At 59.9% G+C, this 22,886-nt stretch carries 19 protein-coding genes and 3 pseudogenes; 13 read left to right on the top strand and 9 right to left on the bottom strand.

Annotated elements, in window-relative coordinates:
* The first annotated feature begins 57 nt into the window (after positions 1-57).
* The gene (locus KCX70_RS07240; RefSeq protein WP_021209933.1) at positions 58-276 is read left to right on the top strand and encodes a bacterioferritin-associated ferredoxin; all 219 of its coding nucleotides are present in this window, start codon (positions 58-60) and stop codon (positions 274-276) included.
* Between the two features lie 199 nt (positions 277-475).
* On the top strand, positions 476-946 hold the full coding sequence (bfr, locus tag KCX70_RS07235) for a bacterioferritin (protein WP_021209934.1): 471 nt from the start codon (positions 476-478) through the stop codon (positions 944-946).
* Positions 947-1,114: 168 nt separating this feature from the next.
* Here the strand turns inward: bfr and grxD are convergent, their stop codons facing one another.
* The gene (gene grxD, locus KCX70_RS07230; protein ID WP_021209935.1) at positions 1,115-1,441 is read right to left on the bottom strand and encodes a Grx4 family monothiol glutaredoxin; all 327 of its coding nucleotides are present in this window, start codon (positions 1,439-1,441) and stop codon (positions 1,115-1,117) included.
* A gap of 273 nt (positions 1,442-1,714) precedes the next feature.
* On the opposite strand from grxD, the gene argF reads away from it, so the two are divergent.
* Together argF and KCX70_RS07220 are read left to right on the top strand one after the other, a co-directional pair.
* Positions 1,715-2,635: an ornithine carbamoyltransferase gene (gene argF, locus KCX70_RS07225; protein WP_021209936.1), complete on the top strand. Its 921-nt coding sequence runs from the start codon at positions 1,715-1,717 to the stop codon at positions 2,633-2,635.
* A complete protein-coding gene (locus KCX70_RS07220; RefSeq protein WP_212619719.1) occupies positions 2,632-3,738 on the top strand; it encodes an ABC transporter ATP-binding protein in 1,107 nt (368 codons plus the stop codon). Before argF ends, KCX70_RS07220 begins: the two co-directional genes overlap by 4 nt.
* Before the next feature lie 18 nt (positions 3,739-3,756).
* Here the strand turns inward: KCX70_RS07220 and tadA are convergent, their stop codons facing one another.
* The 4 genes from tadA to KCX70_RS07200 form a co-directional block, all read right to left on the bottom strand.
* Positions 3,757-4,272 carry a tRNA adenosine(34) deaminase TadA gene (tadA, locus tag KCX70_RS07215; protein ID WP_212619718.1) on the bottom strand — a complete coding sequence of 172 codons (516 nt, stop codon included), beginning with the start codon at positions 4,270-4,272 and terminating at the stop codon, positions 3,757-3,759.
* Between the two features lie 67 nt (positions 4,273-4,339).
* The gene (locus KCX70_RS07210) at positions 4,340-5,710 is read right to left on the bottom strand and encodes a multicopper oxidase family protein (protein WP_212619717.1); all 1,371 of its coding nucleotides are present in this window, start codon (positions 5,708-5,710) and stop codon (positions 4,340-4,342) included.
* Positions 5,711-5,849: 139 nt separating this feature from the next.
* A complete protein-coding gene (locus KCX70_RS07205) occupies positions 5,850-6,491 on the bottom strand; it encodes a DUF2182 domain-containing protein (protein WP_249121712.1) in 642 nt (213 codons plus the stop codon).
* A 100-nt stretch (positions 6,492-6,591) separates the two neighbouring features.
* Positions 6,592-7,230 (bottom strand): DUF1326 domain-containing protein, encoded by a 639-nt coding sequence (locus KCX70_RS07200; protein ID WP_212619715.1) that lies wholly within the window; start codon positions 7,228-7,230, stop codon positions 6,592-6,594.
* Positions 7,231-7,563: 333 nt separating this feature from the next.
* Between KCX70_RS07200 and KCX70_RS07195 the strand changes: the two genes are divergently transcribed.
* Complete coding sequence (locus KCX70_RS07195) at positions 7,564-8,403, top strand: DUF1206 domain-containing protein (RefSeq protein ID WP_212619714.1); 840 nt, start codon at positions 7,564-7,566, stop codon at positions 8,401-8,403.
* A gap of 321 nt (positions 8,404-8,724) precedes the next feature.
* On the opposite strand, the pseudogene KCX70_RS07190 reads toward KCX70_RS07195, so the two are convergent.
* Positions 8,725-9,128 (bottom strand): annotated as a pseudogene (locus tag KCX70_RS07190) (PrpF domain-containing protein); the annotation flags it as partial.
* A 113-nt stretch (positions 9,129-9,241) separates the two neighbouring features.
* Positions 9,242-10,810: pseudogene (gene acnA, locus KCX70_RS07185) on the bottom strand (aconitate hydratase AcnA); the annotation flags it as partial.
* A 2-nt stretch (positions 10,811-10,812) separates the two neighbouring features.
* Here acnA and KCX70_RS07180 point away from each other — a divergent pair.
* Positions 10,813-11,291: pseudogene (locus KCX70_RS07180) on the top strand (integrase core domain-containing protein); the annotation flags it as partial.
* A 137-nt stretch (positions 11,292-11,428) separates the two neighbouring features.
* On the opposite strand, the gene KCX70_RS07175 reads toward KCX70_RS07180, so the two are convergent.
* Positions 11,429-13,924 (bottom strand): putative bifunctional diguanylate cyclase/phosphodiesterase, encoded by a 2,496-nt coding sequence (locus KCX70_RS07175; RefSeq protein ID WP_212619713.1) that lies wholly within the window; start codon positions 13,922-13,924, stop codon positions 11,429-11,431.
* Positions 13,925-14,195: 271 nt separating this feature from the next.
* Here KCX70_RS07175 and KCX70_RS07170 point away from each other — a divergent pair, with 271 nt between their 5' ends.
* The 4 genes from KCX70_RS07170 to KCX70_RS07155 all read left to right on the top strand — a co-directional run bounded on the left by KCX70_RS07170 (position 14,196) and on the right by KCX70_RS07155 (position 18,680).
* Positions 14,196-15,401, top strand: coding sequence for an ISL3 family transposase (locus tag KCX70_RS07170; RefSeq protein ID WP_212619712.1), 1,206 nt, complete (start codon positions 14,196-14,198; stop codon positions 15,399-15,401).
* 157 nt (positions 15,402-15,558) lie between these two features.
* Positions 15,559-17,178: a methyl-accepting chemotaxis protein gene (locus KCX70_RS07165; RefSeq protein WP_042928820.1), complete on the top strand. Its 1,620-nt coding sequence runs from the start codon at positions 15,559-15,561 to the stop codon at positions 17,176-17,178.
* 27 nt (positions 17,179-17,205) lie between these two features.
* Positions 17,206-18,261 carry a porin gene (locus KCX70_RS07160; protein WP_044316077.1) on the top strand — a complete coding sequence of 352 codons (1,056 nt, stop codon included), beginning with the start codon at positions 17,206-17,208 and terminating at the stop codon, positions 18,259-18,261.
* An 11-nt stretch (positions 18,262-18,272) separates the two neighbouring features.
* Entirely contained in the window at positions 18,273-18,680 is a 408-nt protein-coding gene (locus tag KCX70_RS07155) for a hypothetical protein (protein WP_042928819.1), read from the top strand.
* Positions 18,681-19,011: 331 nt separating this feature from the next.
* Here KCX70_RS07155 and KCX70_RS07150 read toward each other — a convergent pair whose 3' ends face one another.
* A complete protein-coding gene (locus tag KCX70_RS07150) occupies positions 19,012-19,674 on the bottom strand; it encodes a TetR/AcrR family transcriptional regulator (RefSeq protein WP_212619711.1) in 663 nt (220 codons plus the stop codon).
* Between the two features lie 39 nt (positions 19,675-19,713).
* Between KCX70_RS07150 and KCX70_RS07145 the strand changes: the two genes are divergently transcribed.
* The 3 genes from KCX70_RS07145 (at position 19,714) to KCX70_RS07135 (ending at position 22,886) form a co-directional block, all read left to right on the top strand.
* Positions 19,714-19,911, top strand: a complete 198-nt coding sequence (locus tag KCX70_RS07145; protein ID WP_146032430.1) for a hypothetical protein — start codon at positions 19,714-19,716, stop codon at positions 19,909-19,911.
* Positions 19,912-20,166: 255 nt separating this feature from the next.
* Positions 20,167-21,792, top strand: coding sequence for an efflux transporter outer membrane subunit (locus KCX70_RS07140; protein ID WP_249121711.1), 1,626 nt, complete (start codon positions 20,167-20,169; stop codon positions 21,790-21,792).
* 14 nt (positions 21,793-21,806) lie between these two features.
* Entirely contained in the window at positions 21,807-22,886 is a 1,080-nt protein-coding gene (locus tag KCX70_RS07135; protein ID WP_212619710.1) for an HlyD family secretion protein, read from the top strand.

Genomic DNA, 22,886 nt, shown 5'->3' with positions numbered 1-22,886 from the left:
CAATCATTCTCATTCTGTTTAGCATCTCACCCATCACAGACCCAACGGGTAGTTCATATGTACGTGTGTCTTTGCCAAGGTGTTACCGACGGCCAGATCCGTGAAGCCATTTACGAAGGCTGCTGCAGCTACCGTGAAGTGCGCGAAGCCACCGGCGTTGCCACCCAGTGCGGCAAATGCGCCTGTGTTGCCAAGCAAGTGGTTCGTGAGACGCTGAGCAATGTCCAGAGCGCTCAGGCCTCCCTGGCCTACCCTGCCAGCTTCGTTCCCGCCTGATAGACACCAGCTTTTTCCAGAGCCGGGCGATGCCCGGCTTTTTTCTGTCCGTAAATCAACGCCTTGCTCTTGAGTCGCGGAACAAACGTATTCTTATTCAGTTTTACCCTTTTGCATTCAAGGACTTAGGTTTGACAGCCCTGGGGTTCATGGCCAGACTGCTTGCATCAAATGCATTGATTCGACGCAGGACACCGACATGAAAGGCGACAAGCTAGTCATTCAGCACCTCAACAAGATCCTCGGCAATGAGCTGGTCGCCATCAACCAGTACTTTCTGCATGCACGCATGTACGAAGACTGGGGCCTCGGCAAGCTCGGCAAGCATGAATACGATGAATCCATCGATGAAATGAAGCACGCCGACAAGCTGATCAAGCGCATCCTGTTTCTCGAAGGCCTGCCGAACCTGCAGGACCTCGGCAAGCTGTTGATCGGAGAGAATACGCGCGAAATGCTCGACTGCGACCTCAAGCTCGAACAGGGCGGCGTCCAGGATCTCAAAGTGGCCATCGCCTACTGCGAGAGCGTAGGCGACTATGGAAGCCGCGAATTGCTGGAAGACATTCTCGAGTCCGAAGAAGAGCACATCGACTGGCTGGAAACCCAGCTGAGCCTGATCGACAAGGTCGGCATGGAGAACTACCTGCAGTCCCAGATGGACGATTGACCGTCTGCATGCCTTACAAACGGGAGCCGTCGGCTCCCGTTTTCGTTTCGGCATCTGTATACGACCCGATGCGTCTTCGCAGCCCTCACCACACCGCGGAGCCCGGGGCGAAAAGGCATAAAAAAACCCGCCGTTCGGCGGGTTTCGTTTCAGTCAGCTAATCGCTGATCAGGCACCGGCTTTCTGCGCGGCTTCCTTGACCAGCGGCTGCAGCTCACCCTTCTCGAACATCTCCAGGATGATGTCGCTACCGCCGACCAGCTCTCCGTTTACCCACAGTTGCGGGAAAGTAGGCCAGTTGGCGTACTTGGGCAGGTTGGCGCGGATTTCGGGGTTTTGCAGGATGTCGACGTAGGCGAACTTCTCGCCGCAGCCCATCAAGGCCTGCGTCGCGCGGGCGGAGAAGCCGCACTGCGGCGCATTGGGCGAGCCTTTCATGTACAGCAGGACCGGATTCTTCTCGATCTGCTCTTTGATGGTTTCGATGATATCCATGGGGCACCTCGGCTAGTCACGGTTGACGCGCATTGTACAGGAATGACCCTGTAAAGCCGAGCGCAGGGCTTGGCTTTTCTTACCTGATACCGACGCGAGCCCGCTGAATAAGCGCACTTGCGCGGCGCCGAGGCCGGATTTGCGCCCACGAAGACTTTCTGGATAAGATCGCGCCTTTCCCGTTTCGTCGCTTCTGGTGCGACCCCTGTCGTAGGCCCTCCTTTTTTCTTGAAAAAACCTCAGGCCTCGATTGCGGCAATAAAGGTAATCGATATGAGCGCAAGGCATTTTCTCTCACTGATGGATTGCACGCCCCAGGAGCTACTTGCCCTGGTCCGTCGCGGCATCGAGCTGAAGGATCTGCGCGAGCGCGGCATTCTGTTCGAGCCGCTGAAGAACCGTGTGCTGGGCATGATCTTCGAGAAAGCCTCGACACGGACACGACTGTCGTTCGAAGCAGGGATGATTCAACTCGGTGGCCAGGCCATCTTTCTGTCGCCACGCGACACGCAACTCGGTCGCGGTGAGCCGATAGCCGATTCAGCCATCGTGATGTCGAGCATGCTCGACGCCGTCATGATCCGCACCTTCGCTCATGCGACGCTCAGGGAATTCGCCGCCAACTCCTCGGTGCCGGTCATCAACGGCCTGTCGGACGATCTGCATCCCTGCCAGCTGATGGCCGACATGCAGACCTTCCATGAGCTGCGCGGCACCATCGCAGGCAAGACGGTCGCCTGGATCGGGGATGGCAACAACATGTGCAACTCCTATATAGAGGCCGCGATTCAGTTCGATTTCCAGCTGCGTGTCGCCTGTCCTGAAGGCTACGAGCCCGACAGCGAGCTGCTGGCAAAAGCCGGTGATCGGGTGCGCGTGGTACGTGATCCGCGCGAAGCCGTCAGCGGCGCCCATCTGGTCAGCACCGACGTCTGGGCTTCGATGGGCCAGGAAGACGAGATGGCTGCGCGGATGGCCACGTTCCGGCGCTATCAGGTCGATCGTGCCCTGCTCGACCTCGCCGCCGAAGACGTACTGTTCATGCATTGCCTGCCGGCCCACCGCGGCGAGGAAATCAGCGAGGACCTGCTCGACGACAAGCGCTCGGTCGCCTGGCAGCAGGCCGAAAATCGCCTGCATGTGCAGAAGGCCCTGCTTGAGTTTCTGGTCGAGCCGGCCTACCACCACGCATGAGCCATCAACCGCTTCTGCATCTGCGCAACCTGGACTGCGGTTATGGCGGCCAGAGCGTGGTTCAGAACCTCAACCTGCATCTCAATCGCGGCGATATCGGCTGCCTGCTGGGGCCGTCCGGCTGCGGCAAGACCACCACCCTACGAGCCATTGCCGGCTTCGAGCACGTCAACGAAGGTGAAATCCAGCTGGGCGACATCGTGCTCTCGCGGCGTGGCTTCACGCTGGCGCCGGAGAAACGCCGGATCGGCATGGTGTTCCAGGATTACGCGCTCTTCCCGCACCTGACCGTGGCGGAAAACATCGAGTTCGGCATCCGCAAGCAACCCGATTGCCAGCGCATCGTGCAAGAGATGCTCGATCTGGTGCATCTCTCGCCACTGGCCCAACGGTACCCTCATGAGCTGTCCGGCGGCCAGCAGCAGCGCGTCGCGCTCGCGCGAGCGCTCGCTCCCGAACCTGAATTGCTGCTGCTCGACGAACCTTTCTCCAATCTCGACGGCGATTTGCGGCGGCGGCTCAGCCATGAGGTCCGCGAGATTCTCAAGGCCCGGGGCACCAGCGCCATTCTGGTCACCCACGACCAGGAGGAAGCCTTCGCCGTCAGCGATCAAGTTGGCGTGTTCAGAGATGGCCGACTGGAACAGTGGGACACGCCCTACAACCTCTACCATGAGCCTTTGACGCCATTCGTGGCGTCCTTCATCGGCCAAGGCTATTTCATTCGCGGCCAGCTGATCGATCCGGAAACGGTGCAGACCGAACTTGGCGTCATTCGTGGCAATCGTGCCTACACGATGCCAGCCGGCAGCTCCGTGGATGTCCTGTTGCGCCCGGATGACATCGTCTACTCGCCACAGAGCCCGCTCAAGGCGTTGATCGTCGGCAAGACGTTCCTCGGCGCCGCCACCCTGTACCGCTTGCAGCTGCCGACTGGCAATCAGCTCGAAGGCATCTTTCCGAGCCATGCGGACTACCCGACCGGACAAGACGTCGGCATCGCTATCGCCGCTGACCATCTGGTGGTGTTTCCTGCACAAGGCAGCATTGCGGCCCATGAGAAACTGCCGGAAGCGGGCGTGCGGCGCTATAGCAGCGTTTGATCGTCGGACCGGTCGCGTTTAACCCTCGACCGGCCCCTGCGGCTCGCCCCCACCACCCTTGCCCCGGCGAGAGCGGAAGAACTCACTCAGCATCTCGCTGCAGGCTTGCGCCATGACGCCGCCCTCGACCAGCACACGGTGGTTGAGAAATGGTTGGGAAAAGAACTGCCCACGACTGATCGCCACGCCGGCCTTAGGCTCCGTCGCGCCGTAGACCACCCGCTGGATACGCGAATGCACGATCAGGCCCGCACACATGCTGCAGGGTTCCAATGTCACGTACAGCGTGCTGCCTGGCAGACGGTAGTTCTGCAGCCACAGTGCGGCGTCGCGGATCGCCACCATCTCGGCATGGGCGCTGGGGTCGTGGCGGGATATCGGACAATTGAATCCCCGACCGACGATCTCGCCGTCCTGCACCACGACAGCCCCCACCGGCACCTCCCCCAGCCGGGCGCCCTCAGCGGCCAGCATCAGCGCCTCACGCATGAAATCATCATCGCGGGAGCGGTCAACGATCACCGGCCGTTTCATACGGAAACCCGCCTCATACACGCCACCACCCTTCCGATGCGTCCGCTCGACGCTTGCTTGCTCTGATTCATACCACTTCGATCGCCGCCATCAGCCCGGTCTCCATGTGATCGATCACATGGCAGTGGAACATCCACACACCAGGATTATCCGCGACAAGGGCGATTCTGGCCGTTTCGTTCTTGCCCAGCAGGTAGGTATCGGTGAACCAGGGATCGATCCGCTTGCGGTTGGACGCGATCACCTTGAAGGTCATGCCGTGCAGATGAATGGGATGTTGGTATTGGCTGAGGTTGCGCAGCTCGAAGATGTAATGCCCGTTTCTCTTCAGCGTCGCGATGGGCCGATCCGCACAGGTCTTGTCGTTGATATCCCAGGCCTGGCCATTCACCTGCCAGAACGTGAACGCTTCGCCCTGCCCCGCGTCGCTCGACAGCGTGCCGGCCCATTCGAAGTTGAAGCGCAGAGTCTCGGCGCGCTGCAGGTCCGGCTCGGCGATCGGATTGGCCGGCAGCGGCGCTGGCCAGTTGCCCGCCACCTCGCGGCTACTCACCGACCGTAAGCTGGCCAGCCGCAGCGGCCCGTTGCGCAGCGAAAGCTCCTCGCCCGCCGGAGGGACTTTCAGGGCCAGGTCGATGCGCATGCCCGGTCCTAGCCAATAATTCTTGCCCAGCGGCCGGGGCGCCACCGGATTGCCGTCGATCGCATAGATACGCGCCTCGCCACCCGGCAAGTTCAATCGGTAAGTCAGGGTGTTGTCCAGATTGAGAATCCGCAGACGCACCACCTGTCCCGCAGGCAACTCCAGCGTCGGCGCATGCTCGCCGTTGACGCTGGAAAGCACGCCTGGAGTGCCGCCGCGAGCGGCCTCGCGCGGTACGCTGAACGCGGTGAATGCGCCTTGCTTGTCGACGTGCCAGCTTTTGAGGCTTAGCGTCCGCTCATGGCGGAAGCCGCTCGGCTCGCGTTCCTCGACGATCAACGGTCCGACCAGGCCACGGCCAAGCTGTTCGGCGCTGCTGGTGTGCGGGTGATACCAGAAGCTGCCTGCGTCAGGCACCTGGAAGCGGTATTCGAACGACTCGCCCGGCAACACCGGCAACTGCGAGACGTAGGGAACACCGTCCATGTTCAACGGCAGGCGGATGCCGTGCCAGTGGATGGTGGTCGGCTCCGGCAGGCTATTGGTGAAACGCACCCGAAGCCAGTCGCCCTGACGGGCACGCAGTTCCCGACCTGGCGCCTGCCCGCCATAACACCAGGCGGGCGTCCGGGTACCGGGGACCAGCTCGGCATCGGCAGGCGCTGCGATCAGTTCGTAATCATGGGTGGCTGCATCGGCGGGACGCCCGAGCCAGTAACGTACGCCTCCCACGCCTGCACCAACGACGCCCAACCCGACCAGCCCGGTGAGTATCTGCCTACGGCTAAACGACATGATGCTCGGAATCCCTTGCGTTGAAGACGACACAGTTTCTCATTAACGCTTGGGATTGTGCGACCGCTGCGACGCCCGAATCTGAGTCCGATGGCCGCAGTTCCGAGAATGCCTTCCGCGCCGGCCGGTTGCGCGACGCTCAGGCGCTCGCGAAAAGCAGCATCAGCAGTCCTGCTGCAATTAGCAGCGCACTGCTGCAGCGACGCCAGAGCCTGCCCAGCGGCAGCAGTTTTTCCGCCAGCACCAGCAGGCTTAGCAGCGCCATCGCCCATAGGTTCATCGCCCCTGCCACCAACAGCACAAGCATCAATGCCCAGCAGCAGCCCAGGCAATAAAGGGCATGTTGCACGCCGGTCTGCCACGATCCAAGCAACCCGGGGCGCGCGTGATGCTGCAGGAAGCTCAATGGATTTTGACAATGTCGAAGACAGGCGGCCTTGGCCCTGCTCAGTTGATATACGCCTGCCATCAGCAGAACCAGACCGCCCAGCGCCGGTGGCAGCTGCAGGCGCATAGGGTCGAGTACTCCGGCATATTCACCAAGCATCTGCGAGCCGGTGAGTAACACGGCAAAACCGGACCATACGAGAACATAGGCTGCGCAGAACAGCCAAAGCCTGACCGTGCGCTGCGGATCCCTGAGCAAGCAGCGGCGATAGACCAGAATCATCGGCAGGGCCGCCGGCGCCATCATTGCCTGCATCATCGTCAGCCACATGCCCAGCACGAACAGCCCCTGCGGGGAAAACCAGTCGGTCGGCGGCATCTGCATGTCGCCCATGGCCGCCATCAGCGAAGCCTCACGCGCCGACCAATACCAGGCCAGCGCGCCGAACCCGAGCACGCCGACGGCGGCGGTCGCCGCCCCCCAGTCGATACGACTAGCCGCGAATGATGCCATTGGGTCCCATGTGTAGCTCGTAGAGCATGGCGTTGCTCCCGGCATAGTTCAGCGCGATGGCGCCCGAGGTCTTGAACTCGGCGCTGGCACAATCGGCCTCGCCAAACTCGAAGCCCTCCGGCAGCACGACTCTCGCCCGATGCAGCGATCCGTCCATCGGATTAAGGATTGGCGTAGCTTTGCCGTCGATCAAACCGGGTACGCGGATGCTGGCGGTCAGTGAGCTCCGGTCCGTAAGGACCTCGACCGGCACGAACCGCGGCTCGTGCAAGGTCGATACCGTGCTGGCAAAGATCGCGAAGAACGCCGTCGGCTCCTGCTCCTGGCCGCTGAGAATGGTCAGCAGCGCCTGACGCTGAGGCTCGCTGGCGCGCTCGTCGATGAAGGCCTGGCATTGCCCGTGACCTTCATGAATCGCGCCCGGCCAGGCGAAAGTACAGGCGACGTGAAGATCATTCAGCGAGGTCTCGCCGAAATGCCCCTCGACGATATGGAAGCCGACCGCCGCCTCGCACTTGCCGTCCGTTGGCGGGGCGTTGAACTGGCAGGGGCAGCCAAAGTTGCAATTGCACAGGTCCACACCGGGGCCGCGCAGACGCCAATCGGTATAGGTGTTCATGATCCTCTCCTCGCGAGCGGGAACGCTCTCCTCAAAGCTTACGACGCGCAGCCGCGAGCATTAGACGGAGTCGGCATTAACCCGAACGGCTGAGCCGCAGTCCGAATAAGCAGAGAGGTGCCGGCTGACAGGCACGCTCACCCGGACCGTCGTGTTCGACTCAGTCTTTTGGCCGCCCTAGACCACGCCGGCGCTACTGCCTGCGCGGCGACCCGTTTGGGCTCGTTCTTTTGTCGCCACCGGCGCCGATCGGACAGATGCAGCCGGATGTTTCGAACCCTTGTCCGCAACTGCACGTCTACTGAACACCCTTACATACACCGAGGACGCTCTATGCACACCACCGCAGCCCGCGCAAAAGATGACGTCAGCATCAGCAAGGGCATAGTCTGGCTCGCCCGCAGCGGGTACGCTGCTCGAGGCGTGGTCTACCTGATCATCGGCGCTTTCGCCTTTCTGGCCGGAACCGGCGGCGGGAAAACAGTCGGCACCAAAGGCGCCATTCAACAGCTGTTGGGCCAGCCGTTTGGTGAGACTTTGCTCTGGATCATGGTGATAGGGCTCGTGGCCTATGCGGCATGGCGCCTGACTCAGGCAATCGCCGACCCGGAAGGACACGGCACCGACGCCAAGGGGCTGGCCATCCGGGCCGGCCTGGTCGGCAGCGCCATCGCCTATGCCCTGCTCACGCTATTCACGCTGGGCTTGCTCGGTAGCCCGATAGGCGATGCCGGAAGCAGCGGCGGCTCTGGTGGCCAGGACTTCCTCTCGGGTCTGCTCGGCTGGAAGCATTCCAACTACCTGGTCTACCTCATTGCGCTGGTGCCGCTCGGCGTCGGCATCGCACACGTCATCAAGGGCTGGAAAGCCAAGTTCGAAAAGTACTTCAACGCCTCCGAACACGTCATGCGCTGGGTGCGGCCGATATCGCGGGCAGGCCTGATTGCCCGCGGCGTGGCATTCTTCGTGGTGGCCGGCATGTTGTTCACCGGCGGCGCCCGCTACGAGCCAACCGATCCGCCAGGCCTTGAAGATGCCTTGGACGCCCTGCAGACACTACCGTTTGGCACCTTCTGGCTGTCGCTGGTCGGCCTCGGCCTGGTGGCCTTCGCTCTCTACAGCTTCTCCGAAGCCATCTGGCGGCGCATCGACGTCCCGACGGCTTTCCACTGAGCAATCCACAATAAAAAGCCCCGGATTGCCGGGGCTCGTTTGTGCAGCAGCTGAGTTAGCTGATCACTCCCACTCGATCATCAACAAGTCGCCTGAGCCCGCATAGTTGTTGAACCTAGAACTAGTTAATGCAGGCTTTACCGTCGCTTTAACCGTCACACCGTCGAGGCCTTGTATTATGCGCGGAATGGAGCCATTTCAAGGGTAACGACTTTAGCGACACCGTCATCAATCGGCGGGTATTTTAGACTCTTCGATTCGCCACTGTCACATGCTTCTCGTTCATCAGAGGTAGTTTCGGTCAGCAGCCGATTCTCGAAGGCGCCAGACGCGCGCACTACAGACGCCGCCACGCGGTATCCGCGCCGGATCGACCAACCCAGCGTGCAAGGCGAAGGCACCAGCAGCCGTGAGAGGTTGCCGCTCCAATCGACGAAGGGCTTGTCGATCGACACCTGCCCATAGAGGTACTCGACATCGTGATCTGGCCGACTGCTCTTGGACAGGATGACGCATTTGCTGGTGCTCGACGTGGCGCCGCCCATGCCATCGATATGCGCCGAATACGGGTCGGGGCTGCCGATCACACGCATGAACAGCTTGTCGCGCGCAGCGCCGGGCACTTGGCAGCTCTCCGGCAGGTCCTGCAGCCGGAAGAACACACCCTTGCTGGTGCCGCCGCGCATGTAGGTCGCGGGAATCTTGATCTGGGATTGATGAGCCATGAATGAGTCCTGGCTGAAAAATGAATGGGCCGTAGGGCGGATCACGCATCATCGATCCACCGCGAGGGATGCTGCGGATGGAAAAGCGCCATCCACCCTACGATGACAGCCGGTCACGCCTGACTGAGGAAGTCCTTGGCGAAACGCTGCAGCACGCCGCCAGCCTCATAAACGCCGACCTCGGCCGCGGTGTCGAGACGGCAGGTGACCGGCACACGGGTTTCTTCACCGCTCTTGTGGTGAATGACGAGCGTCAGGTCGCAGCGCGGCGACAGCTCACCTTCGATATCGAAGGTTTCGGTGCCATCGAGGCCAAGGGTCAAACGCGTGGTGCCAGCCTTGAACTCGACCGGCAGAACGCCCATGCCCACCAGGTTGGTGCGGTGGATACGCTCGAAGCCTTCGGCGACGATCACCTCGACACCGGCCAGACGCACGCCCTTGGCCGCCCAGTCACGCGAGCTGCCCTGGCCATAGTCGGCACCGGCCACGATGATCAGATTCTGCTTGCGGTTCATGTAGGTTTCGATGGCTTCCCACATGCGCATCACCTTCCCTTCCGGCTCGACGCGCGCCAGCGAGCCCTTCTGCACCTTGCCGTCGACCACCGCCATCTCGTTGACCAGCTGCGGGTTGGCAAACGTCGCACGCTGCGCCGTCAGGTGGTCGCCGCGGTGGGTGGCGTAGGAGTTGAAGTCTTCCTCCGGCAGGCCCATTTTCGCCAGGTACTCGCCGGCGGCCGAGTTCAGCAGAATGGCATTGGACGGCGACAGGTGATCGGTGGTGATGTTGTCCGGCAGAATCGCCAGCGGACGCATACCCTTGAGCGTACGCTCGCCGGCCAGCGCACCTTCCCAGTACGGCGGACGACGGATGTAGGTGGACATCGGACGCCAGTCGTAGAGCGGGCTCTTGGCTTCCTCGATGGTGCCCAGATCGAACATCGGAATGTAGATCTGCTTGAACTGCTCCGGCTTGACCGAGGACGCGACGATGGCGTCGATTTCCTCATCGGACGGCCAGAGGTCCTTCAGGGTGATCGGGTTGCCGTTCTTGTCGGTACCCAGCACATCCTGCTCGATATCGAAACGTACGGTACCGGCGATGGCATAAGCGACTACCAGCGGCGGCGAGGCAAGGAAGGCCTGCTTGGCGTACGGATGGATACGGCCGTCGAAGTTGCGGTTACCAGAGAGTACCGCGGTGGCATACAGGTCACGCTCGATGATTTCCTGCTGGATCACCGGGTCCAGCGCACCGGACATCCCATTACAGGTGGTGCAGGCGTAGGCGACGATGCCGAAGCCGAGTTTTTCCAGCTCGCTGAGCAGCCCAGCTTCTTCCAGGTACAGCTTGGCGACCTTGGAACCCGGCGCGAAGGAGGTCTTCACCCAAGGCTTGCGCACCAGCCCCAGCTCGTTGGCTTTTTTCGCCAGCAGGCCGGCGGCCACCACGTTGCGCGGGTTGGAGGTGTTGGTGCAGCTGGTGATGGCAGCAATGATCACCGCACCATCGGGCAACCGGCCTTCGGCCTCTTCGGCCCTGGCCGCAGCCAGCATGCCTTCGTCGGCGATGCCACGCTCGTGCAGCGCCGAGGTCGGCAGACGCTTGTGCGGGTTGGACGGGCCCGCCATGTTGCGCACCACGCTGGACAGGTCGAATTCGAGCACGCGCTCGTATTCCGGATGGCTTCGAGTTTCGCTGAGCTGATGGTGACCGACTGCGCGTCACGCCTGCCCTCAACTGCTGCGACCGGGAAGCCATCAGTTGGGTAGCTAGCCCACACGGATACAGCGGTGACGATATTCGCGACGTGATGCTTGAAGCAGTCGAGCGCCGCTTTGGGCTGAAACTACCACCTACGCCGATCCAATGGTTGAGCGACAACGGCTCGGCGTACACAGCGGAGCAGACGCGGACGTTTGCCCGAGAAATTGGTCTGCAACCGTTAACTACGCCGGTATGCAGTCCACAGAGCAACGGTCTGGCTGAAAGCTTCGTGAAAACGATGAAGCGCGACTACATTCTCACATGCCCAGGCCGGATCGCCTGACGGCGCTGCGCAACCTGTAGATTGTCTTCACGCATTACAACGAGGAGCATCCACACAGCGCCCTGAGCTACCGCTCACCTCGCGAGTTCATGCGAACTGCGGCATCATCGAAAACTAACCGGGAACTGGTGGCCGGTTCGGCGGGGCAAGTACGCTGCCTTGTTAGCTACTACAATCGTATCGTTAGCTCTGAAGGTTGCTCGCCTGACACTGCTGGTGCCTGATTCACTGAGGCCGGCGAGCTGCATCAGCCCATTTTCTGAACCAGACGCTCCATATCTTCAGCGGATTGAGGCTGGCAGATGTGAAAACCCTGTACCGCCGCGCAATCTGCTTCTTCCAACCACTCGAGCTGCGCACAAGTCTCAACCCCCTCGGCAGTCACCGTGAGCTCCAAGGCCTGGGCGAGCCCAACGACTGCCTTGATGATCAAACGGTCATTAGCAGAATTTAGGGCATTGCCAATGAAACTGCGGTCGATTTTCAACCCATCGAACGGATAACTTCGTAGGTAATTGAGCGAGGAATAGCCCGTACCGAAGTGGTCCATGGTCAAGCGTACGCCTAATTCCTTGAGCGCATTGAGTGTTTTTAACGCTCCCGCAGACTCATCCAGTAAGATGCTCTCGGTAACCTCCAACTCAAGCCGCGAGGCAGCCAGACCGGCTTCCGTCAGTGCCCGCTGAACATCCAGTCGGAGGTCGCTCTGACGGAACTGGACCACGGACAGGTTAACTGACACGCAGATATCCTCCGGCCAGCGTGCTGCTTCGTTGCAGGCCTCAGTTAAAACCCATCGTCCAAGCGGGACGATGAGCCCAGTTTCCTCCGCTAGGTCAATGAAGTGTGCCGGTCCGAGCAGCCCCTTTTGTGGATGCTGCCAGCGCACCAGTGCCTCAGCTCCGATGATGTGCATACCATTTGTTCGATAGCGCGGCTGATACTGAAGCGCCATTTCTCCCATAGCCATGGCTTGCCGCAGGTCCATCTCAAGCTGCCGTCTTTGTAACAACCGCTGGTTCATTTCGCTGGCGTAGAACCGCCACGTGGCACGTCCGTCTTCCTTGGCCTGATAGAGCGCGATGTCCGCACAGCGCAACAGCTCGCTCGCCTCGGTAGCGTCCTGCGGCGCAAGCGCAATACCGATGCTTCCGCCGACGAAGATGTTCTGCCCTTCATATACGATCGGTTGTTTGATCTGATCGATAAGGCGTGCACAAAGCGTCTCAATGCTTTCCTGGGAGCTTATGCCATCAAGAACCATGATGAATTCGTCGCCGCCAAGCCGAGCGACGAGGTCTTCATTGCGCGTACAGCTAAGCAAACGGAGCGACATTTCCTGGAGCACCAGATCGCCTGCAGCATGCCCAAGGGTGTCGTTCACTGGCTTAAATCGATCCAGGTCCAGACTGATCATTGCCAACGGCCTGTTGGCTCCCAGCTTGCCGGCCAGAAAACCATTCAAGTTGTTACGGTTGGGCAGGCCAGTCAAAGCGTCGTGCATGGATAGATGCTCCACCTGCGTCTGCGCTTTGACCTCCTCGGTGATGTCGCTGGCAGTACCTCTGTAACCGACACATTTCCCGTCCGCCATGATCGGCCGCGACGCCACGCGACAGATCCGAACGTCACCGTTACGGTCCGAGTACTTGCAACGCAAGGGTTTGCCGCTCTGTTTCTGTAACCACAGCGCGATGCCCTGCGCATCAGCCTGAAGCAGCTCATCTAGCGGACGTCCCAGCCATTGGCTGGCTTTGAATTCGGTGACGCGTTCAAACCGTTCGGAGAGGTATATCAACCTCAAGCGCTCATCGGTTTCCCACAACCAGTCCGATGCAGCCTCGGCGATATCACGAAAGCGCTTCTCACTACTAGCAAGGCTTGCCTGGCTGACCGTAAGCGCCGAGTGACTATCTTCAAGGCGTCGCGATGCCCTCACCGCATCAAGGGCGATCAACCCTATTAGAAGAAGCATTAATACCGCAGAGGAGCCGACTATCGGTAACAGCCCTTCAAGCATCTCATGACCGAACTCAGGAGCCGACCAGCCGAAGATTACCGAGGCGCCCGCCAAGTCGGTGAGCGCTAGGCTGCCATCTTCTGATATCGCACCACCCTCACCTTGGCCAATTAAATGTAAATCGATCAGTCCGTATTGGAAGCCGAGCCGCAGCAGTTCGTCCGGATCCAGCAAATCAATCAGAACCAAGGTGATGCCGGAAGCCCGCCTCAGGGCGACCTGATCCTCAGGCAAAGCATTTGCCGCAGCAGCGAGAACCAGCGTGTCATCGAGCCGCAGAATTCCACTTTTCAACGCATCGGGGCCACCCCGCCGGGCTTGCTCTAACAGCCCATCCAACCCAACGCCGAGCCGCTGAAGCAGATCGCTGTCCCGCATTGCCTCGGAAGTGAGCGCCCTAGTTTTTTCGACGCCGGAGCCAAACACCATAAGGGCATCGAAATCGAGGCTGTAAAAAAGCACGTCTGGAGCCGCCATCTTAGCTCGCGATTGCGGATCGGTTGAGGCGTTATTGAGCGTGACGAATGCGGCCATTCCCTGCCGAAGCATGGCCTGTCTGTGACTTAACGCCTTCTCTATCAAGAAATGGCTGTGCTCGATCACGTTACGGTCAAGCGTATCGGTCATTCGCTTAACGGAATAGGAGATAACAGACGATACAACCAGGAGCACGGCGAGCAGCAAAGGAAGCGAGCGGCGAAGGATTATCTGGCTAACACCCATGAAATACCTGTTGTTTTTATTAGTGCTGGCGGAGCGGAGCGCTTCAATTGCCGCAACGGAATGACAGTAAGGTTATCGGCACACGATAGAAGAATTCGACCCCAGACAAGCAGGATTAGCTTGCTACAGAGATTAAATGAGGATGCGTAGCGAAAGGCCACCCCAAAAATATGGTTCATCGCGGATTAGCGGGAAAGCGAGGGGAGACGGCGGCGAGAAGGGCTAAGGTGGTGTTCGCCAAAACATTTCCGACCCCACCACCGCCGTCGCCATGGATGCTAGTTTGCTCGCCCTGTTCTGGGAAGGCTTCGAGCTGGATAGCTATGAGCCTCTCGGTACCCATTGCCTGCTGATAAGGCTCAAGCCCGATGCCTCAAGGCTGCCTTGTTGCAGCGGTTGTGGGCAGTCCACATTCCTCCCTCACGACACCAGTTTCCGCCGGGTGCGCGAGCGCGATCTGTTGCAATACCGCGTCTGGCTGGAGGTTCCTGTTCGTCGGGTTCGCTGCCCCACTTGTGGTCCTCGGCGCGAGCGGATCGATTGGCTCGCCGGCCGTCAGCCGCTCACACGCGCGATGGTCAACTGGGTGGAAAATCTGGTTCGGCTGCTGCCGATCAAGCATGTGGCCGAGCTGGTGGGGCTTCATTGGCACACGGTCAAAGCCATCGACCTTGGCCGTCTCCACCGGGATATTTCAGCACCGGACCTGAGCCGAGTTCGCCGCCTGATCATGGATGAGTTTTCCCTGTACAAGGGGCATCGCTATGCCACCGTGGCGATCTGTGCCGATACCCAGCAAGTACTGTGGGTCGGGGAGGGCCGTAGCCGCGAGGCTGTGCGCCCCTTCTTCGAGTGGATGGGGCCGCCAGCCTGCGCTCGGATCGAAGCGGTTGCCATGGACATGAACACGGCGATGGATCTGGAGGTCCAGGCGCACTGCCCCAACGCCCGGGAGGTCTACGACCTGTTCCATGTTGTAGCCAAGTACGGCAGGGAGGTCGTCGATCGGATCCGGGTCGATCAAGCGAATCGGCTGAAGGCTGACCCTGCCGGTCGACGGGCGATCAAGCGCTCGCGCTGGTTACTGCTGCGTAACCGGCACAATCTCGATGAGCCCCAAGCACTCAAACTTGACGAACTTCTGGCCGCGAACACGCCGCTGATGACGGCTTACGTGTTCAAGACACAGCTGAAGGAGCTCTGGTATGCACCGAATGAGTATGAAGCGCGGCGGCGGTGGGGCGAGTGGTTCAAGCTTGCCCAGGAAAGCGGACTGCAACCTCTTCAGGCCTTTGCCAAGCGGTTAAAGGCCTACGTTGAAGGCATTGTTTCCAGCGCCGAATTCCAGCTCAACACCAGCGTGCTTGAGGGAATGAACAACCGCATCAAGGTCATCAAGCGGATGGCGTACGGTTACCGGGATAACACCTACTTCTTCCTCAAGATCAAAGCGGCGTTTCCCGGCAAGTTGCGATGAACCAAAAATATTTACAATTTTCTATTTTTTGTTCAAGTTAGCCCGATTCACGTCGATACGTATGACAGCGATCGATGCTCCGACACGGTCGCACAAAAAATCATATCGCCATCACTCAGCGTGCAAGCCGATGCGTTCTGCCTGAGAGCCAAAAATCATGCTCAAAAATCTACCGCTGACTCTAAAACTATCCCTCGCTCCTGCCGTTGCGATACTTGGCCTGGTCCTGTACGTGGGCTATACGTCGCTTCAGCTGTCGGCGACTGATTCGCGGCTACACGCTTTGGAAACCCACCGCTATCCCATATTGGAACGGGCCGATGCAGCTATTTTCCAGTTCTCCCGCATCCCCGGATTGCTCAATAGCTCTGTTGCGGCTGGCGAACAGAACTTGCTCACGGAAGCTGGCGAGGTTCTGCAGGCTATCAACACGCACCAGCAGGAGCTGGAGAAGCTCGTACAGGTACCCAATCGCCGTGAGCAACTCAACGACTGGCGTCTCGCCGTGGATCGTTACGCTGAAAATGCGATCTCGGCGTCCGGTAAGCTCGTCAGCGGCAGCGCCTCCTTCGGTGACTTGCGTCCGAGCCTTGACCGCATGGCCAATGACCTGGCTCAGGCTCAAAAACTTGCCGCGGAATTCCGCAGTGCCGCTTATGAGGACTTCGAGCTAACGCTTGCCGAAACCCGTGAGGTCAACGCAACCACCACTCGCCTGGGAATCATCCTCAGCCTGGCGCTGCTGATACTGGTCACCTTATGTGCCTGGGCCGTCACGCGCAGCATCATGGCCAATGTCCGTGGCGTGATCGACTCACTGCAAGGCATTGCTAAGGGCGACGGCGACCTGACCCGTCGCGTCAACGTCGAGTCCAACGACGAAATCGGCGCGATGATCCGCCTGTTCAACGGTTTCCTCGACAAACTGCAAACCACTATTCGACAAATCATCGAAGCCGCCAGCCCCATCGGGGACTGCTCCAAAGAGCTGTACCGCCTGACCCAAGGCTCCGAGGAAAACGCCAAGTCCCAGCAACATCACACGGATTCGATCAGCCGTGACATCCATACCATGACAAGCAGCATCCATGAGGTTGCGCAGCGTTCGCGCCAAGCCTCCGATGAGGCCGGCTCCGCTTCGCGCCAGGCCATCACGGCCCGCAAGAACATCGGCAACCTTTCAAGCAGTATCAGCGATTTGGGCGATAGCGTGATGGGTTCCGTCCGTGCAATGCAGCAGCTCGAAGAAGAAACCCAGGAAGTCGGCTCGGTGTTGACGGTGATCCGCAGTATCGCCGAACAAACCAATCTGCTCGCACTGAACGCTGCAATCGAGGCCGCCCGAGCCGGCGAGCAGGGACGTGGCTTTGCGGTGGTAGCTGACGAAGTACGCAACCTGGCGCAAAAGACCGCCGCCTCGACCGCGGAGATCCAACAGATCATCCAACGATTACAGAACAGCGCCAATACCGTGCTCGACGTTATGACAGTCAACGGTGATAAATCCCGCGAAAGTATCGAGCATTCGATCGAGGCGACTCGGCTACTCGAAGCCATCGCGCAGACGGTCAGCCAGATCGATGAGCTCAACGCCGACATTGCCCACCATACACAACAGCAAATCGGTCTATCCGAATCGATTCAAAAAGAAACAGAAGTGTTGCAGCAGGATGCACAAGCAACCGCAAACGGGGCCGAAGCCACGGCTCGTCTCGGCGAGCAACTGGTAGGTACGGGAGATCACCTACGCCAGGCAACCGCCCAATTCCGCGTTTAAATTTATAATCCTGGAGCAGTACGAACAATGAACAAACTCAATCTCTTGGGCGTAGCCATCTGCCTGGCCAGTACTTCAGCGTTCGCCTTGGACCAAGGTGAATACCGATTCAACGGCTTTGGCACTGCCGCCATCAGCCGCGTCGGTGGGGTAGACGATGCGAAGGGCTATGGCATTTCCGGCCAGACCACGGACTCCTGGCGCGGCGACCAGCTGTCCAAGCTCGGCGGACAATTCTCCTACGGCCTCACCGACCAACTGAGCGCTACTATTCAGACCGTCGCCAAACCTGAGCAGGACGACTGGCGTCTACAGCTGGAATGGGCGTACCTGGCTTACGCGGTCAGCAATCAATTCACAGTCCGTGCTGGCCGCTTGCGCCCGGGCGCGTTCATGTTTTCCGAGACGCTGGACGTCGGTTACACCTACCCATGGCTGCGCCTGCCGGACGAAGTTTACAGCCAGATGCCGATTACCAATTACGAAGGCGCAGATGCCCTATACAGCCTTCCGCTTTCCTTCGGTACGCTGAATTTTCAAGCCAGTTACGGCCAAGCAGTAAACCGCAATATCTTCATTCATGGTCTCGATGCCCGTCTAGACGTGGATTACAAAAAGCTGCTGACCGGCAGCGTGAGCCTGGCGACCAACGACATCGGGACGTTCCGATACAGTTATACCGAGTCCACTCTGAGCGGGGATCAAAGCGACGAGTTCAAGGGCAAATTCATGTCCTTTGGCCATCAGTACGACAACGGCAGCTGGGTCACTAACGCAGAAATCATCAACCGCCGCAGCCCGCTGGGCGAGCACGACGCGTTCTACATCATGGCCGGTCACCGCTTCGGTGACCTTTTGCCTCACGTTACCTATGCCCAGCATGACGAAAGCGACGCTGGCCGCGACTCGTCATGGGCGTTTGGCCTGAACTACAGCCTGAACGCCAACGTTACGCTGAAGAGCGAATACAAACGCGTTGAATCCACCCGGAACTACAACGGCAACTTTGTGCCGGCGTATAACACTGCCGAGCCAACGTTCGACGGCGACATCTTCAGCATCGGCGCTGACTTCGTATTCTAAGAGGAGCCAACATGAATCGTTTCACTCAAAAGACTCTCGCCGCCGCTCTGCTAAGCCTGGCTTCTGCCATGGCGCACGCCGAGGTGGCCGTGATCGTCAATCCGGGCGCAACCAAAGCGCCCTCACAGGCAGAAGTGGCAAATATCTTTCTCGGCAGGGACAAAACCTTAAGCGGCATCGACCAGAAAGACTGGAATCCCACCAAGGAAAAATTCTACTCCGCCGTCACCAGCAAGAACGAAGCCCAGCTGAAGTCCTACTGGTCGGGCCTGGTATTCACCGGTAAGGGCCAGCCCCTGCCGGCCGAAGCCGGCGACTCGGCGGTTGTGGCCAAAGTCGCCGCCGAAGCCGACGCTATCGGCTATGTCGACAGCGCCGCGGTCAATGATTCAGTGAAGGTGCTGTTCACCCTGCCCTGACACATTTTGTGTTTTGATTTGCGGCCCTGAGACTCTGGCGCGATGTAGCACTTAATGGCTGCAGCGTTTCCCCCAGCCCCAATCTTTAAGACGCCCGGTGCAGCGCATCGGGCGGTTTGTGTATTCAGAACGAGGTCGAGGCTGCTCTAACTTTGGGGATGCCGCGATTAGCAATGTCTGGACGCCGTCAGCATGTTTCATTCAATTTAGCGAGGCAGCCGCTTGTTCGCTTTGATCGCCGTTGCGCTATGCAGCCTCCAGTCGCTTCGGTTGTATGGCATGCCAGTGCGGTCCCGACGATGGTAATGGCAATACTATGGCAAACCGACATCTAATTCAGCCCGCTGCCCCTACTCACCTCTGGCTGCAGAAGCTCAAGCAGCAGTTGCCTATGCGCCTCCCGCAACTGTACAAGCGATATTGACGGGTCGCCTCTGGATAACATTGAAGAGTTCAGCCATAGCAATGCGGGAGCGAGCGCCAGCGGGAAAAAGTGCTCGGTCAAGACACCTGGGCGAATGACCCCGCGTTCTATGTTGCGCTGGATGATGAGCTGCGCCCGCTCCCGTAATCCGCGCGCAACTTCCTCTCGCCAATGCCGGACCAGTGCAGGTGCTCTGGCACTTTCGGCTAGGAGCAGTCGGTAGACCGATATGGTAGCGGGGGAGTCAAACGTCGCGTACAGGCGATCAAGGTACACGTCTACTAGCTCCGGCAAAGTCAAATCTTCGTCCGGGAGCCAGCCTTGGAAATCGCAAAGCTGCTTGGTCATACGTTCGAGCAAGGCATGAAAGATCTCTTCCTTGCTTTTAAAGTGCGCGTAAATTCCTGCCTTTGACATTCCCGCGCATTCCGCTAGACGCTCCATCGACACGGCGTTGTATGTCCGATCCGAGAATTCAACCAGAGCCGCGTCCAATATTTCCTCTTTCCTAGCTGCCGAGGACAAGTAGCGGCGCTTCTCTGTGACGACGTCTTCTTTCCTGGCTGGCATTCAAAGCCCCTTTCCAAATTTGAAAAATGTTCTCACGGGATGGCCACCGACTCCACCGAAAACAACCTTGATCCCGCCCAGACAATTTCCGTCAACCGGTATCAACGAGCCGCCCCAGGGGTTGCGGAGGAGGAATTGTATCGCACTGTTAAAAACAACCGCCTGGTCGTTTTTTTTAAAAAAACCTATAATGATGAGAAATACGACCAAAAGAGCGCCTCGTCGACCAGCCGCTAAGACCCGGATGCATACACAATTAACGGAGATGCCGTGGGTTTTATCAAACTTGCGAGAAAGAAAAGCTGGTGGCGGGCGTGAGCCACACTCCGTGCAAGGGTGAACCTACATGCCATGCAATAGGCTGCACTGGCCCTTCGGCGAATCCAACACCAACAAACCTCCTTTTTCACCGTGTTCTGAACGTTGGTGTCGACAGGCGTAATACAAGGTGCGCACAGCCATCAAGGCCCCGCTCGATTGCGGCAGACCTTCATGATCGAAGTGCCGAATTACTGCATGCGCGCTCATCGATGCCAAAGCGAGCGCCGCCATCAGCACGCCTCTACACATGGACGCCTGCCGCTCTACAACCAGACCCCATTAGGCCCGATACCCGTACGGAACATGACCATGCCTCCAGCTTCTCTCTTGTTTCCTGAGTTCAGATTGCGCACTGCCACGCTGGCACTGAGCGCCGTCGCACTAACCGGCTGCATGTCGCTCGCTCCTGCTCCTAATACGCCACCGCTGCCAGCACCCAAGGTTTGGCCTAGTCATCTTGAATCGAGCACAGACGGCGCCCATGCGGGAGAACTGGCCTGGCAGGCGTACTTCACGGATCCCTTGCTGCAACGCCTTATCGAGACTGCACTGGAGAACAACCGCGATCTGCGCCTGGCCGCGCTGCGTGTCGAGGAAGCCAGCGCCGCATTCCGCATTCAGCGCTCGGATCGATTTCCTGCCGTGGGCGTGGGCGCCCAGGGTGGACGCGCCCGCGTCCCTGGCGATCTGAACATGTCGGGCAGATCGCATGTGGGTGGCGAGTATCGGGCCGAGGTGGGTTTAAGCACTTGGGAGTTGGATCTGTGGGGCCGAGTTCGTAATCTGGAAGACGCCGCCCTGCAAACCTGGCTGGCTACCGATGCAGCGCGCCGGGCTGTCCACCTAGCGTTGATCGCCCAAGTGGCGGACGGTTATCTTGGCTTGCGCGAGATGGACGAGCGCGTGGCTATCGCGCGGAAAACCGTGACAACCCGCGAGGAGTCCTATCGCATTTTCCGGCGTCGTGTCGAAGTCGGCTCGACCTCGACGCTGGATCTCACCCAAGTCCAGACCCTCCTGAACCAGGCTCAGGCGCTACTAACCCAGCTTGAGCAAGCTCGCGCCACGCAACTGCACGCGTTGGCGCTGCTGGTGGGCGCCGATCCTGGCTCGCTGCCTGCTAAGGCTCTCTTCGATGAAACGACGGTGCTGGCCGAACTTCGGGCTGGTTTGCCCTCGGAGCTGCTGGTCAGTCGCCCGGACATCATTTCCGCCGAACACCAATTGCGTGCTGGCGATGCCAACATCGGCGCGGCCCGTGCAGCGTTCTTACCGCGCATCGCGCTGACTGGCAGCTTCGGCACGGCCAGCAGCGATCTCAATGGCCTGTTCGATTCAGGTAGTCGTGCCTGGACCTTCATGCCCACGTTGTCGATGCCCATCTTCGATGGCGGCCGGCGGCGCGCCAACCTGGAACTGAGCGAAGTGCGTCGCGATATCGCCGTGGCCGGATACGAGAAGACCATTCAAACGGCCTTTCGCGAGGTGGCTGATGCCCTAAGCGCCAAGTACTGGTTGGCTGAACAGTTGACAATCCAGGGAGCCAACCTGGAAACGCAAAGCGAACGCGCACGACTAGCCCAGTTGCGCTATGACAACGGCTCGGCTGCTTTCCTAGAGGTGCTGGACGCCCAACGCGATCTGCTGGGTGCCCAGCAACAACTGGTACAGGCGCGCCGCGCGCTGCTGTCCAGCCAGGTAGCGCTGTATGCCGCGCTCGGCGGCGGCACCCTCGCCGCATCCAACGAGGTAGACGGTGCAACCTCGACTCCCGCCTCCATCCCATCAACCCGCTAAGGCACGCCGAACCCATGACCTTCTCACCCTCTCTCAAGAAAAAACTCCTGGTCGTTGCCGCTGCAGCGGTTGTCGTCGCGCTGGCCTGGTGGGGCTGGACGAAGTTTGCCGACAGCGGACCCGGCGAAGGCTTTGTCAGCGGTAACGGCCGAATCGAAGCCACCGAAATCGACATCGCTACCAAGCTTCCCGGACGTATCGAAGACATCCTGGTACGTGAAGGCGATTTCGTCACAGCTGGCCAGCCATTGGCCAGGATGCAACTGGAAACGCTTGAGGCACAGCGCGACGAAGCCTTCGCCATGCGTCAACAGGCCGAGCACGCGGTGACCGCAGCGCAGGCACAGGTCGCATTGCGCGAAGCCGACGTTGCTGCGGCGCAGGCACTCGTCGGTCAGCGCGAGTCGGAGCTCGACGCCGCACAGCGGCGTCTGGCACGTTCGGAGACACTGTCCCGAGAGGGCGCCGCCTCGATACAGGAGCTGGACGATGACCGGGCGCGCGTACGGAGCGCACAGGCAACGCTCGCGGCCAGCAGAGCGCAGACTGCCGCTGCCCGCGCCGCAGTCGAGGCAGCCAAAGCACAACTGGTCGGCGCCCGCTCCAGCGTGACCGCCGCCACGGCCAGCATCATTCGCATCGAAGCCGACATCCGCGACAGTGAACTGCGCGCGCCGCGTGACGGGCGGGTTCAGGTGCGCGTGGCGCAACCTGGCGAGGTGCTTGGGTCGGGCGGACGCGTCCTGAACCTGATCGACCTCTCGGACGTATACCTCACCTTTTTCCTGCCCGAGACCGTGGCCGGTCGCGTCGGGCTCGGCTCAGAGGTGCGCATCGTTCTGGATGCCGCGCCGGAGTACGTGATACCAGCCACCGTTTCCTTCGTCGCCAGCGCGGCACAGTTCACCCCCAAAACGGTCGAAACCGCCAGCGAACGGCAAAAACTGATGTTTCGTGTGCGCGCGCAAATTTCGCCGGAGTTGCTGCGTGAACACCTGAATCAGGTCAAGACCGGGCTGCCCGGCGTGGCCTGGATCAAGCTCGACGCAAACGCCGAATGGCCTCAAGACCTGTCCCTTCGCGTGCCGGAGTAA

The organism is Stutzerimonas stutzeri, from assembly GCF_018138085.1.
GTDB lineage: Bacteria > Pseudomonadota > Gammaproteobacteria > Pseudomonadales > Pseudomonadaceae > Stutzerimonas > Stutzerimonas stutzeri_AI.
Note: the sequence above shows the minus strand (reverse complement) of the source record. Positions and strands in the feature narration are given on the sequence as shown.